The sequence below is a fragment of the Pseudomonas sp. B5(2017) genome (genome assembly GCF_002112825.1).
Lineage (GTDB): Bacteria > Pseudomonadota > Gammaproteobacteria > Pseudomonadales > Pseudomonadaceae > Aquipseudomonas > Aquipseudomonas putida_Z.
On the sequence record NZ_NEIR01000016.1, the window covers coordinates 129,791 to 143,411 of the forward strand.

Here is a 13,621-nt window from a genome sequence, read left to right on the forward strand (position 1 = left end):
GCGATTCAAACGACGGTGAACAGCGGCTGGTCGAACTCAACCGGCTGGCCGTCTTCTACCAGGATGGCGTCGATGACACCGCCAACATCGGCTTCGATGTGGTTCATCATCTTCATGGCTTCGACGATGCACAGGGTGTCGCCTTTCTTCACGCTCTGGCCAACTTCAGCGAAGTTCGGCGAGGTCGGCGAAGGCTTGCGGTAGAAGGTACCTACCATCGGCGAGCGGATCACGGTGCCTTTCAGGGCCGGGGCAGCGGCAGCGACTTCAGCGGCCGGAGCGGCAGCGGCGACCGGGGCAGCAACAGGGGCAGCGGCTACCGGAGCCGGTGCGAAGTACTGCTGGGCAGCTGGGGTCTTGCTGTGACGGCTGATACGGACCGACTCTTCGCCTTCCTTGATCTCCAGTTCGTCGATGCCAGACTCTTCCAGCAGCTCGATCAGTTTCTTGACTTTACGGATATCCATTAATCATCAACTCCCAAAGGTTCGGTCAGGGGGCGAAATACAAAAAACGTATCTGAAACGTTTCTCTCGAACCCTGGCCCACTGAGGCCAGGGTTTTCATCATTTGGGCTGTGCGTTGGCAGCCAGTTGTTCCAGCGCGGACTCCAGGGCCAGGCGATAACCGCTGGCGCCCAGGCCGCAGATCACCCCTACGGCAACATCGGAAAAGTAGGAGTGGTGGCGGAACGGTTCGCGTTTGTGCACGTTGGACAAATGCACTTCGATGAATGGGATGCTCACCGCAAGCAATGCGTCACGTAATGCGACGCTTGTGTGGGTGAAAGCAGCCGGATTGATCAGGATGAAGTCCACACCCTCGTTGCGTGCGGCGTGAATGCGGTCGATCAGTTCGTATTCGGCGTTGCTCTGCAGGTACTGCAGATGGTGGCCTGCGGCGCGGGCACGTTGCTCCAGGTCCTGGTTGATCTGGGCCAGGGTCACGGCGCCGTAGTGGCCAGGCTCGCGGGTACCGAGCAGGTTGAGGTTGGGGCCGTGGAGCACCAGTAGCGTTGCCATCTGCGGATTCCTTGGATTTGTAGGGCAATTCGACACAGCGCGGCGAGTGTGCCGTAAAGCGACGGCAAGTGTCCAGTTCCCGGCAATAGCCAGCACGATGTCCGAGGTTCGCGCGAAGTATGTGACCAAATAATTAAATTTGGTCACTGATTTCAGGATTTTTCACAGCTCGCGGGAAGTTATAGACCGACTTTGCCGCGCACGCGTGTCAGAATTTGCGCGAATTCACCGGCATTTATCTCGCCAATGACCCGATCAGCGGTTATTTCGCTACCGTTCGCGGCAAAGAACAACAGGGCGGGAGGGCCGAACAGCTGGTAGCGGTCGAGCAGGCTGCGTTGTTCGGCATTGCTTTCGGTGATGTCGAAACGCAGCAACTTGAAGCCAGCCAGTTGCGCTTGCACCTGCGGGGCGGTGAGCACCTCGCGCTCGATCACCTTGCAGCTGATGCACCAGTCGGCGTACCAGTCCAGCAGTACCGGCTGGCCGGCCGCCTTGGCCCGGGCCAGGGCGGCGTCCAGTGCGGCGGGGGTAGTGATGGTCTGCCAGCTATCCGCCTGCACCGCCGCCCCGTTGCCGGTGGCCACAAGGGTTGCCGGCGGCAGCGGGCGCAGTGGGTCGCCGTGGCCGCTGAGGGCGCCGTACCAGCAGGCCAGGGCGTACACCAGCAGGGCCAGGCCGAGCAATTGGGCCAGGCGCTGGCGCGCGGTCTTGACGACAAATTCGAGGGCACCGAGGAACAGCGCCACGCCAGCGGCGAGGAAACCGACCAGCAGCAAGGTCAGCGGGCCTGGCAGCACACGGCTGAGCAAGCCGATGGCCAAGCCCAGCAGCAGGACGCCGATGGCGTTCTTCACCGTGTTCAGCCAAGGGCCGCTTTTCGGCAGCCAGGCCGCGCCACCGGTAGCTACAAGCAGCAATGGTGCGCCCATGCCCAGGCCCAGGGCGAACAGCTTGAGTGCGCCGCCCAGGGCATCGCCGCTGGCGCTGATGTACAGCAACGCACCGGCCAGCGGCGCCGACACACAGGGCGAAACCAGCAGGCTGGAGAGTACGCCCAGTATTGCCGCGCCCAGCAGCGAGCCGCCCCGGGTGTGGCTGGCGACATTGTTCAGGCGGTTGCTCAGGGCTTGCGGCAGTTTCAGTTCGAACAGGCCGAACATGGCCAGGGCGAACACCACGAAGAACAGCGCGAAGGGCACCAGCACCCAGGCCGACTGCAGGCGCGCCTGCAGGTTCAGGCCGGCGCCGAACAGCCCCATCAGGGCGCCGAGTACCGCGAAGCTGGCTGCCATCGGCAGCACGTAGGCCAGCGACAGCGCCAGCCCGCGCAGGCCGCCGGCCTGGCCACGCAGCACCACGCCGGAGAGGATCGGCAGCATCGGCAGCACGCAGGGGGTGAACGTCAGGCCCACCCCGGCGAGGAAGAACAGCAGCAGCGACTTCCAGGTCCAGGCGTGTTCAGCGCTGGCCGGGGTGCTTGCGCCGCCTTCGCCATCAATGCTCAGGCGTGCGGTTTCCGGGGGGTAGCACAGGCCTTTGTCGGCGCAGCCCTGGTAGCCCACCAGCAGGGTGAAGGCACGCGGGTCGTTGCGCGGCAGCTCGATATCGAGCACGCCGTGGTATACCTCGACATCACCGAAGAACTCATCGTGCTTGGCCTCGCCCTTGGGGATGTTTGGTGTGCCCAGGGCAATGTCGGCCGGTTCGGTGCGGAACTGGAAACGGTGGCGATAGAGGTAGTAGCCGTCGGTAGCGACGAAGCGCAGCTTGATGGTTTGCGCATCGGCCTGGACCAGGCTGAGCTTGAAGGCCTCGTGTACCGGCAGGAAGTCGGCGTTGTTGGCCAGCGAAGCTGCGCCGAGGGTGGCGCTGGGGCGGTTGTCGAGCAGGCCCGTGGCGAAGGCAGGGCTGGCCAGCAGCAGGAACAGCAGGAAAAACAGGCGGCGCATGGCGGACTCGCGAGGTGGAACGTGCTGGGCATGATAGCGGAGTTGGTGCAGGTTGGGGCCATGCGGGTGGCGGGGGCGACACATGGCCGCTGGCTCATGTACTGCCTGTGCCTGCCTCTTCGCGGGTAAACCCGCTCCCACCTCGACCGCATAAACCTCAAGCCATGCGCTATCCCTGTGGGAGCGGGTTTACCCGCGAAGAGGCCGGTACAGGCCAACCTAGACCCTGAAGGCCCGCACCGCCCGGTTCAGCTCACCGCCCAGGCTCAGCAACTGCTCGCCTTGCTCGCGCCCCTCGCCAATGCGCTGCAGGTTGTCCTCACCCAGCTCATGAATCCGCTCGCTGTGGTCGCGAATCTCGCTCACGGCACCACTCTGCTGCGCCGTGACATCGGCAATCCGCACCGCAGTGTCCGAAATGGTGCGAATGGCACAGACAATCTCGTCCAGCGCCCCATCCGCCGCCTGCGCCTGGTTGGCCGTGGCCTCGGCATGCTCAAGCTGCGCACGCATCCCGGCCACCGAACTTCTGGCTGCCTGCTGCAAGCGGTCGATCAGTGTCTGAATCTCGCCGGTCGCACCGGTGGTGCGCTGTGCCAGCGAACGCACCTCATCGGCTACCACGGCGAAACCACGGCCCATCTCACCGGCGCGGGCCGCTTCGATCGCGGCATTCAGCGCCAGCAGGTTGGTCTGCTCGGCAATCGAGCGGATCACCGTCAGCACGCCACCGATGGTGGCCGACTCCTCCGCCAGTTGCTCGATCATGCGGGCGTTGCCCTGCACCTCGTCGACCAGCTCACGCAACCCCGACAGGCTCTGGCCGATCACCGCCTGGCCCTGTTCCACTGCACGCCCGGCATCGCGGCTGGCGTCGGCTGCGGCACTGGCGTCGCCGGCCACTTGCTGGATGGTCGCTTCCAGCTCACCCAAGGCATCGCGGATCTGCCCGGTGTCGCCGGCCTGGCGTTCGGCGCCGTCATGCAGGGCGGCGCTCATGCCGGCCAGGGCGTGGCTGCTGCCAGCCACCTGCTCGGCGTTGTGGCGGATGGTGCCGACCAATTCCACCAGGTATTGGCGCAGGCGGTTGAGCGATTCCTGGATGTCGCGCAGTTCGCGGTTGGTCCTGCCCAGGGCGATGGCCTCGGCGAAGTCACCCTCGGCCCAGCGCGACAGGGCCGGGGCCAGGCCGGTCAGGGTGCGCGCCAGGCGGCGTTGCAAGGTGTCGATCAGCAGGGCGATAAGCAGGATCAGGCCGATCATCAGGCCCTGGATGATGCGCACTTCGCCGGCAATTTTCCCATGCTGGGCGCGTACCTCGGGCTCCAGCGCCGCAATGGCCTGTTGCACGGCCTCCAGGCGTTGGCTGGTGCTGGCCGCCAGGGCGACGCGGCGCTCGATCTGTTCGCGGGTGCGCTGCAGTTCGGCCGGGTAGCGGCCGAGCAGGCTCTGCAGTTCGCGCTTGAGGCCGACGGCAATGTCTTCCTGCTGGGCGCTGGCCTGGGTTTCCAGGCCCATCATCGCGGCGAAGTCGTCGGCACCGGATTCGGCGCTACGGGTTACGCCCAGCAAGGGCAAGGCGTCGATCGCCTGGGCCTGGGCACGGATCAGTTGCAGCTCGCGCTCCACTTCGTCGGCCAGCTCCGGGCGACCGCTGCTGACCAGCTTGTCCCGGGCCAGCGACAGGCGACCGAGGTGCACGGTGGCGTCGAGCAGTGGCACCAGGTAGCGGTTGGCGTCGGCGCTGCCGCTGTCGCGGGCGTAGCCGGCCAGTTGTTCGAAGTTGGCACCCAGTTCCCGCTCGGCCTGCAGCAGCAGGGCTTGCGGGTCGCCGGCCAGCTTGCCAGCGGCCAGCAGCTCCGCGGCGGTAAAGGCCTGCAGGCTGTCCAGGCTGGGGCGCAGTTTGTCGGCCAGTTCGCTGGGCCATTCGGCCAGCGCGGCCTGCAGTTGCTGGTTGGCCTCCATCGCCGCGGCGTGGCGCAGGGCATCGCCACTGCCCAGGTACCCCTGGATGTTGCGGGCCGCCTGGTTCTGGAACTGCTGGGACAGGCCCAGGTAGCGCTCCATCAACTGGTAGGGGCGCTCAAGGGCCCGCTGCGACCACCAAAGGGTGGTGCCCAGGGCGATACACACGGTTACCAGCAACAGGGTGTTGAAATTGGTCAGCCACTTCAGGCGCATAGCCGCGAGCTTCCTGCGGGGGAGGGGGAGGTCGGTGGCTGAAGTTATTGCGATTTTGTGACGGGGTGATGACGACAGGGGGTTGGCGCCATAAAAAAGTGGCACAGTGCCTCCATATCAATCTGTGCCGGCCTCTTCGCGGCTAAAGCCGCTCCCACAGGGACTGCGCAATCCCTCAGTCCGGTGGATTACCTGTGGGAGCGGCTTTAGCCGCGAAGAGGCCGGCACAGGCAAAGCCTGATTCAGGGCTCTACACGCACCACGCAATTACGCCCGGCATGCTTGGCCCGATACAGCGCCTCGTCCGCCGCACTGGCCATGGTCAGCGCATCCAGCCCTTCATCCATTTGCACCACCCCGGCACTGAAGGTGCACTGCAAGTCCCGTGGCTGCGCCGGGTAGAGAATCTCGGCAAAGCGCCGGCGGATTTCGTCCAGCACCTTGTGCGCCGCGTCCAGCGCGGTATTGGGCATGACAATGGCGAACTCTTCACCACCGTAACGGCCAATGAAATCGGTCTTGCGCAAGCGTTGCTTGAGAAACAGCGCCAGGCTCTTGATCACCCGGTCGCCCATGGGGTGGCCGTGGCGGTCGTTGATCTTCTTGAAGTGGTCGATGTCGAGCATGGCAAAGCTCAACGGCTGCTGCTCGCGACGGGCGCGGAAGCTGCAGTCTTCCAGCAGTTGCAGGATGTGGGTGTGGTTGTACAACCCGGTCAGGCTGTCGCGCACCATGCGCGCCTTCAGGTGCCGGGCGCGGGCGGCGCGGTTGCGCACGGTGGTGATCAGGTGGCGTGAGCGAAATGGTTTGGTCAGGAAGTCATCACCGCCTTCGCTCATGGCATCCAACTGCTTGTCCAGGTCGTCCTCGGCAGACAGGTAGATGATCGGCACGCTCACATAACGGTCGCTGTGGCGGATCACCTTGGCCAGCTCAGGGCCGGTGCAGGCCGGCATGTACAGGTCGAGGATGATCAGGTCGGGCTGGAAGTCGGCCAGCTCGGCCATGGTGCGGATCGGGTCGGTCAGGCTGCGGGTGATCATGCCGGCACTGGCCAGCACGCGCTCGGTGTACAGCGCCTGGGTGCGTGAGTCGTCGATGATCAGCACGCGCAACGGGTCATGCTGGGTGGCATTGGTCAGCAGTTCGACCTTTTCCAGCAGGCTGGAGGCTTCCAGGGTGCCGGTGAGGAAGTCCTGGCCACCGGCGCGCACGGCGGCCAGGCGGGTCGGGGTGTCGGTTTCGTGGTGGCTGAAGAACAGCAGCGGTATATGCCGGGCCAACCCCTGCTGCACCTGGGCAGCCAGCAGCAAGCCTTGGCCGGCACCGTTGAAGTCGACATCCATGATGATGGCCGAGGGCGGGTATTCGCCGATCGAGGCCTGAAACGCCGCGGCGCTGGCCAGCGCCTGCACCACCAGGCCAAAGAATTCCAGTTGCTGGGCCAGGCGCTGGGCACGTTCGTGGTCCTGCAGCAGGATATACACCGGCTTGCGCAGGGGCGGCAGCAGCACCTGGTCGAGCGGGTCGTCCTTGCGCAGGCCGCTACGCGTCAGCTGTTGGGCGGGGCACAACGGGCTCGGCTCGGCTGCTTGGCTCATGTCCTGGCTACTTGTAGGTTGGGGTGTGCAGGGGCGATGATGGCTCTATGCTAGCAGTTCTTTTCAGGCGCGTGAGTGCGCTGCCTCAACAAAGCGGCCAGAACGAATATTCAGTTGCTGACCGATTGGTCGCTTATGCGTAAGGCGGTGTCTGCTTTATAGTGCTGCCACGCGGGCTTGCCGTGGCACCCTGGCGCAGGCCTGTGGTCCAAGCCCCTGAACCGTCGTGACTGATTAAGGACAAAGCCATGCTGGACTGGAAAAACCGCGAGGCCAAAGCCGAGCCCCGCGAGCGTGTCGACGGCCGTGGCGCCGCCGCCCGTAGCTACCTTGGCGGCCTCTGGAGCCGTGCCCTGGGGACCCTGATCGGGTTGTACCTGCTGGTGTGTATCGGCCTGGGCTGGTACTGGAGCCAGGAGCCGGAGCTGTTCCCGGTGCAGCAGAACGCCCAGGCCGCAGCCGAGCGTACCGGCCAGCAGATGGTGGTGGGCTACACCACTATCGAAACCCTCAAGACCGTGGCCGGCACCTTGCTGAACAAGCCCGGTGGCTACATTTCCAACGACCGCTTCCCGCCAGGGCTGTGGATGGACAACATGCCGAGCTGGGAATATGGCGTGCTGGTCCAGGTGCGCGACCTGTCCCGTGCCCTGCGCAAGGACTTCGCCCGTTCGCAGTCGCAGTCGACCGAAGACGCCGACCTGGCCAAGGCCGAGCCGCGTTTCAACTTCGACAACAAGAGCTGGATCCTGCCATCGAGCGAGTCGGAGTTCGAAGAGGGCATCAAGTCGCTGACCCGCTACCAGACCCGTCTGGCTGCCGGCGACAAGGGCGCAATCTTCTACACCCGTGCCGACAACCTGAACAACTGGCTGGGTGACGTGGCCACCCGCCTGGGCTCGCTGTCGCAGCGCCTGTCGGCCAGCGTTGGCCGGGTCAAGCTCAACACCACGCTGAAGACCGAGTCGCTGGTCGCCGGCCAGGCACCGCAGGTGGACGAGGAGCTGGTGGAAACCCCATGGCTGCAGATCGACAACGTGTTCTACGAAGCCCGAGGCCAGGCCTGGGCGCTGTCGCACCTGCTGCGCGCCATCGAGGTGGACTTTGCCGACGTGCTGGCGAAGAAGAACGCCACGGTCAGTGTGCGCCAGATCATCCGTGAGCTGGAAGCCTCGCAGGAAGCCCTGTGGAGCCCGATGGTACTCAACGGCAGCGGCTTCGGCATGTGGGCCAACCACTCGCTGGTCATGGCCAACTACATTTCCCGGGCCAACGCGGCGGTCATCGACCTGCGTCAGCTGCTGTCGCAGGGTTGATGATGGCGATCAGCCCGAACGAGGCCGCCCACCGGGCGGCTTCCGACCGAGAACTGGTCACCTGGGTGGACGAAGCCGACCAGGTGCTGGGTGCCTTGCCCCGCGCCGAACTGCGCGAGCGCGGCCTGATCGGGCGTTGCACGTTCATTCTGCTGTTCAACAGTGCCGGTGAGCTGTGCGTGCACCGGCGCACCCTGAGCAAGGCGCTGTACCCGGGGTACTGGGATGTGGCGGCAGGCGGCATGGTGACGGCCGGGGAGGCGTATGCCGATTCGGCGGCGCGGGAGCTGGCCGAGGAGCTGGGGATCGACGGTGTGGAGCTGCGTTTTCATGAGCGGTTCTACTTTGACCAGCCGGATAGCCACTTGTGGTGTGCGGTGTATTCGGCGGTGTCGGATGCGCCGTTGCGGTTACAGCCGGAAGAGGTGATCGAGGCACGCTTCATTGGCCTGGAGCAGGCTGAGCAAGAAAGCCTGACCAAGCCGTATTGCCCGGACTCGTTGGCGGCGTTGCAGCGCTATAAAGCCAGCCTCAAATAGATGCGTGGCCCATGCCGGCCCCTTCGCGGGTAAACCCGCTCCCACAGGGATTTCACAGGTCGTGAAACCTGCGCAGTACCTGTGGGAGCGGGTTTACCCGCGAAGGGGTCGCAAAACATTCGCAAAATGCCGCATTCCAGTACTTAGCAACGGCCGGATTTATCGTTACACTGCGCGCCCTTTTCGGGCTGCCGCAGGTCTTGCGGTGGTAGCGCCGCCCCTGCCAGAGTGGGGCTTCGCGGTCGGGCTCAACCCCCTGGGGCCGACCAGTTTTTGTCCTCAGCACAGAGGAACAAAAGTGGCCAAGAAAGCTTCTTCCTTCGCCGCCCTTGGCGGTCTCGTTTACTCCACCGACACCGGTCGGCACTGCCCCGACTGTAGCCAGCCGGTGGATGCCTGTACCTGCAAGCAGCAGGTCATCCCCGAGGGCGATGGCATTGCCCGTGTGCGCCGCGAAAGCAAGGGCCGCGGCGGCAAGACCGTGACCACCGTCACCGGCGTGCCGCTGCCGCTCGATCAGCTCAAGGAGCTGGCCTCTACCCTCAAGCGCCGCTGCGGTACCGGTGGCGCCCTGAAGGATGGGGTCATCGAAATTCAGGGCGACCATGTCGAACTGCTGATCGGTGAGCTGACCAAGCAGGGCTTCAAGGCGAAAAAATCCGGCGGCTGATGCGGCCACGCGATTTTTTGCCCAGTGCTTTCTAAACTCGTTGCCGTGACCAGGGTCTACCCGAGGGCACGGACGAATCGTCATTTTTGGCTTTTACACTGCGCCCGCCTCCTTGCGGGGCAGTGTCTTCGACTTATCTATAGGGGACTTGAATGTCCGTACGACGCACACGCAAAGACGATGGTAGCCAATGGACCGTGGCCGACAGCCGCAGTGTTTATGGTATCCGCCATTGGGGCGCTGGTTATTTCGCCATCAATGAAGCCGGGCGCGTCGAAGTACGCCCCAACGGCCCCAAAAGCGCACCGATCGACCTGTTCGAACAGGTCGACGAATTGCGCCAGAGCGGCCTGTCGCTGCCATTGCTGGTGCGCTTCCCCGACATTCTGCAAGACCGCGTGCGCCAGCTGACCGGCGCCTTCGATGCCAACATCGCGCGCCTGGAATACCAGAGCAAGTACACCGCGCTGTACCCGATCAAGGTCAACCAGCAGGAAGCGGTGGTGGAAAACATCATCGCCACGCAGAACGTCTCCATTGGCCTGGAAGCCGGCTCCAAGCCCGAGCTGCTGGCAGTGCTGGCGTTGGCGCCGAAGGGCGGCACCATCGTCTGCAACGGCTACAAGGACCGCGAGTTCATCCGCCTGGCGCTGATGGGCCAGAAGCTCGGCCACAACGTGTTCATCGTCATCGAGAAAGAGTCGGAAGTGGCCCTGGTGATCGATGAGGCTGCCGAACTCAAGGTCAAGCCGCAGGTCGGCCTGCGCGTGCGCCTGTCGTCGCTGGCCTCGAGCAAGTGGGCCGACACCGGTGGCGAGAAGTCCAAGTTCGGCTTGTCCGCCGCCCAGCTGATCTCGGTGGTGCAGCGCTTCCGCGATGCCGGCCTGGACCAGGGTATCCGCCTGCTGCACTTCCACATGGGTTCGCAGATCGCCAATCTGGCCGACTACCAGCACGGCTTCAAGGAAGCCATCCGTTACTACGGTGAGCTGCGTGCGCTGGGCCTGCCGGTCGACCATATCGACGTTGGCGGTGGTTTGGGCGTGGACTACGACGGTACCCACTCGCGCAATGCCAGCTCGATCAACTACGACATGGACGACTACGCCGGCGTGGTGGTGGGCATGCTCAAGGAGTTCTGCGACGCGCAGGGCTTGCCGCACCCGCACATCTTCTCCGAGAGCGGCCGTTCGCTGACCGCGCACCACGCTATGCTGGTGATTCAGGTGACCGACGTCGAGAAGCACAACGACGATGTGCCGACCATCGAGAACAAGGAAGCCCTGCCCGAGACCGTGCAGTGGCTGGTCGACCTGCTCGGCCCGACCGACATCGAGATGGTGACCGAGACCTACTGGCGCGCCACCCACTACATGGGTGACGTGGCTGCGCAGTATGCCGATGGCAAGATCAGCCTGGCCGAGAAGGCCCTGGCCGAGCAGTGCTACTTTGCCGTGTGCCGCCGCCTGCACAACTCGCTGAAAGCCCGCCAGCGCTCGCACCGCCAGGTGCTGGACGAGCTCAACGACAAGCTGGCCGACAAGTACATCTGCAACTTCTCGGTGTTCCAGAGCCTGCCGGACACCTGGGCCATCGGCCAGGTACTGCCGATCATCCCGCTGCACCGCCTGGACGAAGAGCCGATGCGTCGTGCCGTGCTGCAGGACCTGACCTGCGACTCCGACGGCAAGATCAACCAGTACGTCGACGAGCAGAGCATCGAGACCAGCATGCCGGTGCATGCGGTGAAGGAGGGCGAGGACTACCTGCTGGGTGTGTTCCTGGTCGGTGCCTACCAGGAAATCCTCGGTGACATGCACAACCTGTTCGGTGACACCGACTCGGTGAACATCTACCAGAACGCCGACGGTAGCGTGTACCACGCTGGTATCGAGACCCACGACACCATCGAAGACATGCTGCGCTATGTGCACCTGTCGCCGGAGGAGTTGATGACGCACTACCGTGACAAGGTGGCCAGCGCCAAGATCACTGCGCGGGAGCGGACCCAGTTCCTGGATGCCCTGCGCCTTGGTCTGACCCGGTCTTCGTACCTGTCGTCATAATTGCCAGGCCGCTCCCGCTTTTTTGTGGGAGCGGCCTTGCGTCGCGATATGAGGGCGAAGCCCTCACCGCGTCATACCTGGTAATGGTCCAGTCCTCGCCTATCGCATCAGCGCCGCTACCTTTGAATGCAATGTTCAAAGGAGGATGACATGGAAAGTCCCGGCTCCCATCGTTTACGTAGTGGCCGAGTGTCCGATCCAGGGCGTCTCTACCTGCTCACCACGACCACCCGCAACCGAACACCGTTGTTCAAAGACTTCTTGTTCGCCAGAACAGTTATCCAGCAATTGCGGCTCAGCGAAGAGCGCAAGGCGTGTCGGTCTCTGGCGTGGGTCTTGATGCCGGATCATCTTCACTGGCTTGTCGAGCTTGGGCCGTCGACCCTGGGTAGGCTGATGTGCGAGTTCAAGTCCAGAAGCAGTTGTGCGCTGTACAAGGTGGGGGCTGAAAGGCGGCATATCTGGCAGACCAGCTTTCATGACCGGGCTTTGCGCCGCGAGGAGGATGTGAAGGCAGTGGCGCGCTACATCATAGCCAATCCCATTCGGGCTGGCCTGGTGCGGCGGGCTGGTGATTATCCACATTGGGATTGTGTGTGGCTGTGAATCCGCAGGTGAGGGCTTCGCCCTCATTTCGCGACACAAGGCCGCTCCCACAAAGTCCTGAGTACGCCGATCAATGTGGGAGCGGCCCCGGCATTACTGAACCCAAAGCCCTTTTTCCTGCAACCGCCACCCCACCCACCCCAACGTCACCGCCCGCAACGCCATGAACCCGAGAAACGCCAACCACAACCCATGGTTGCCAAACCCACCCATGAGCACTCCCAAAGGCAGCGCAATCACCACCGACAGCAACATCGCATTACGCATCTCCCGCGCCCGTGTCGCGCCGATGAACAAGCCATCCAGCAAGTAACTCCACACCGCAATCAACGGCAGCAATGCCAGGTACGGCAGGTACGGATAGGCCGCTGCCCGCACACTCTCGATGTCGGTCTGCAAATCGATGAACAGGTGCCCGCCCAGCAGGAACAACCCGGCAAACCCCAGGCTGGTGATCAGCGACCAGCCACAGGCCACCACCAGCGAGCGGCGCAATGTGTCGCGGTCGCGGGCGCCAATGGCATGGCCGCACAGGGCCTCCACCGCATGCGCCAACCCGTCGAGCGCATAGGCAGTCAGCAGCAGGCCGTTGAGCAGCAGGGCATTGGCCGCCACGGTGGCTTCGCCCAGGCGAGCGCCCTGTACGGTTATCAGCAGGAACACCAGTTGCAGCGCCAGGCTGCGCAGGAAGATGTCGCGGTTCACCGCCAGCAGCGGCCGCCAGGCCTGCCAGCGCTTGAGCGCCGCCCACACGATCTGCCCCGGGTAGGCGCGCAGGGCCGGGCGGGTCAGGGCCAGGCCGAGCAGGGCGGCGCTCCACTCGGCAATCACCGACGCCCGCGCCGAGCCCAGCACGCCCCAATTCAGGCCAAGCACGAACCACAGGTTCAAGGCGATGTTCAGCAGGTTGGTGGTCAGCAGGATGGCCAGCGGCGCCCGCGCGTGCTGGGTGCCGAGGAACCAGCCGACCAGGGCGTAGCTGGCCAGTGCCGCGGGCAGGCCGAGCAGGCGGGTATGGAAGAAGTCTTCGGTGGCTTGCTGCAGGGCCGCGCTAGGTTGCATCGCCTGCAGCGCCAGCTGGCTGAAGGGCAGGGCCAGCAGGCCGATCAGCAGGGCGAAGCCGACCGCCAGCAGCAGCCCTTGTACCAGCACCTGGCGCAACGCTGCACCGTCGCCACGGCCGGCGGCCTGGGCGGTGAAGCCGGTGGAGCCCATGCGCAGGAAGCCCATCAGGCCGACCATGAAGGTGAACAGCGTGGCGCCCACGGCTACGGCACCCAACTGGTGGGCGTGGGGGAGGTGGCCGATGACCGTGCTGTCGACCAGGGCTACCAGCGGCACGGAGATGTTGGACAGGATCATCGGCGCGGCCAGGGCCCAGACCTTGTGGTGGGTGGGGCGGTGCTGCCAGTCGGTGGTCAGTGAGGTCATCGGGTGTCCTGGGGAATCCTGGGGCTGCTGCGCAGCCCTTTCGCGACACAAGGCCGCTCCTACAGGAACTGCAAGGCCTTCCAGGTTGCCGCGGTCTCTGTAGGAGCGGCCTTGTGTCGCGAAAGGGGCGCAAAGCGCCCCCCGCTTTTCTGAATAGCCAGCAGTGTACCGGCCATGCAGCCAATTCGCGCGACCACAGTCACACCTGACGCGCAACGCCAGGTACTGCACCCGCCA

At 64.4% G+C, this 13,621-nt stretch carries 11 protein-coding genes; 5 read left to right on the forward strand and 6 right to left on the reverse strand.

Annotated elements, in window-relative coordinates:
- Positions 1-5: 5 nt before the first annotated feature.
- The 5 genes from accB to CAG00_RS23020 form a co-directional block, all read right to left on the reverse strand.
- Positions 6-467, reverse strand: coding sequence for an acetyl-CoA carboxylase biotin carboxyl carrier protein (accB, locus tag CAG00_RS23000; RefSeq protein ID WP_085665410.1), 462 nt, complete (start codon positions 465-467; stop codon positions 6-8).
- A 99-nt stretch (positions 468-566) separates the two neighbouring features.
- Positions 567-1,022: a type II 3-dehydroquinate dehydratase gene (gene aroQ, locus CAG00_RS23005; protein ID WP_003255330.1), complete on the reverse strand. Its 456-nt coding sequence runs from the start codon at positions 1,020-1,022 to the stop codon at positions 567-569.
- A 179-nt stretch (positions 1,023-1,201) separates the two neighbouring features.
- Positions 1,202-2,974 carry a protein-disulfide reductase DsbD gene (locus CAG00_RS23010; protein WP_085665424.1) on the reverse strand — a complete coding sequence of 591 codons (1,773 nt, stop codon included), beginning with the start codon at positions 2,972-2,974 and terminating at the stop codon, positions 1,202-1,204.
- 219 nt (positions 2,975-3,193) lie between these two features.
- Positions 3,194-5,155 carry a methyl-accepting chemotaxis protein gene (locus CAG00_RS23015; protein WP_085665411.1) on the reverse strand — a complete coding sequence of 654 codons (1,962 nt, stop codon included), beginning with the start codon at positions 5,153-5,155 and terminating at the stop codon, positions 3,194-3,196.
- 242 nt (positions 5,156-5,397) lie between these two features.
- Complete coding sequence (locus tag CAG00_RS23020; RefSeq protein ID WP_075044488.1) at positions 5,398-6,756, reverse strand: diguanylate cyclase; 1,359 nt, start codon at positions 6,754-6,756, stop codon at positions 5,398-5,400.
- Between the two features lie 248 nt (positions 6,757-7,004).
- Between CAG00_RS23020 and CAG00_RS23025 the strand changes: the two genes are divergently transcribed.
- The 5 genes from CAG00_RS23025 (at position 7,005) to CAG00_RS23045 (ending at position 11,953) form a co-directional block, all read left to right on the forward strand.
- On the forward strand, positions 7,005-8,072 hold the full coding sequence (locus CAG00_RS23025) for a DUF2333 family protein (protein WP_013970713.1): 1,068 nt from the start codon (positions 7,005-7,007) through the stop codon (positions 8,070-8,072).
- Between the two features lie 2 nt (positions 8,073-8,074).
- Complete coding sequence (locus CAG00_RS23030; RefSeq protein ID WP_085665412.1) at positions 8,075-8,611, forward strand: NUDIX hydrolase; 537 nt, start codon at positions 8,075-8,077, stop codon at positions 8,609-8,611.
- A gap of 298 nt (positions 8,612-8,909) precedes the next feature.
- Entirely contained in the window at positions 8,910-9,281 is a 372-nt protein-coding gene (locus CAG00_RS23035; protein ID WP_003257057.1) for a translation initiation factor Sui1, read from the forward strand.
- A 152-nt stretch (positions 9,282-9,433) separates the two neighbouring features.
- Positions 9,434-11,347: an arginine decarboxylase gene (gene speA, locus CAG00_RS23040; protein WP_025337567.1), complete on the forward strand. Its 1,914-nt coding sequence runs from the start codon at positions 9,434-9,436 to the stop codon at positions 11,345-11,347.
- Between the two features lie 150 nt (positions 11,348-11,497).
- On the forward strand, positions 11,498-11,953 hold the full coding sequence (locus tag CAG00_RS23045; RefSeq protein ID WP_085665413.1) for a transposase: 456 nt from the start codon (positions 11,498-11,500) through the stop codon (positions 11,951-11,953).
- 93 nt (positions 11,954-12,046) lie between these two features.
- Here the strand turns inward: CAG00_RS23045 and CAG00_RS23050 are convergent, their stop codons facing one another.
- Positions 12,047-13,384 carry an MATE family efflux transporter gene (locus tag CAG00_RS23050; RefSeq protein WP_085665414.1) on the reverse strand — a complete coding sequence of 446 codons (1,338 nt, stop codon included), beginning with the start codon at positions 13,382-13,384 and terminating at the stop codon, positions 12,047-12,049.
- Positions 13,385-13,621 lie beyond the last annotated feature (237 nt).

What these genes read in the sequence shown, in the direction of transcription:
- accB (WP_085665410.1), bottom strand. Translation starts at nt 467, where the DNA reads ATGGATATCCGTAAAGTCAAGAAACTGATCGAGCTGCTGGAAGAGTCT.
- aroQ (WP_003255330.1), bottom strand. Translation starts at nt 1,022, where the DNA reads ATGGCAACGCTACTGGTGCTCCACGGCCCCAACCTCAACCTGCTCGGT.
- CAG00_RS23010 (WP_085665424.1), bottom strand. Translation starts at nt 2,974, where the DNA reads ATGCGCCGCCTGTTTTTCCTGCTGTTCCTGCTGCTGGCCAGCCCTGCC.
- CAG00_RS23015 (WP_085665411.1), bottom strand. Translation starts at nt 5,155, where the DNA reads ATGCGCCTGAAGTGGCTGACCAATTTCAACACCCTGTTGCTGGTAACC.
- CAG00_RS23020 (WP_075044488.1), bottom strand. Translation starts at nt 6,756, where the DNA reads ATGAGCCAAGCAGCCGAGCCGAGCCCGTTGTGCCCCGCCCAACAGCTG.
- CAG00_RS23025 (WP_013970713.1), top strand. Translation starts at nt 7,005, where the DNA reads ATGCTGGACTGGAAAAACCGCGAGGCCAAAGCCGAGCCCCGCGAGCGT.
- CAG00_RS23030 (WP_085665412.1), top strand. Translation starts at nt 8,075, where the DNA reads ATGGCGATCAGCCCGAACGAGGCCGCCCACCGGGCGGCTTCCGACCGA.
- speA (WP_025337567.1), top strand. Translation starts at nt 9,434, where the DNA reads ATGTCCGTACGACGCACACGCAAAGACGATGGTAGCCAATGGACCGTG.
- CAG00_RS23045 (WP_085665413.1), top strand. Translation starts at nt 11,498, where the DNA reads ATGGAAAGTCCCGGCTCCCATCGTTTACGTAGTGGCCGAGTGTCCGAT.
- CAG00_RS23050 (WP_085665414.1), bottom strand. Translation starts at nt 13,384, where the DNA reads ATGACCTCACTGACCACCGACTGGCAGCACCGCCCCACCCACCACAAG.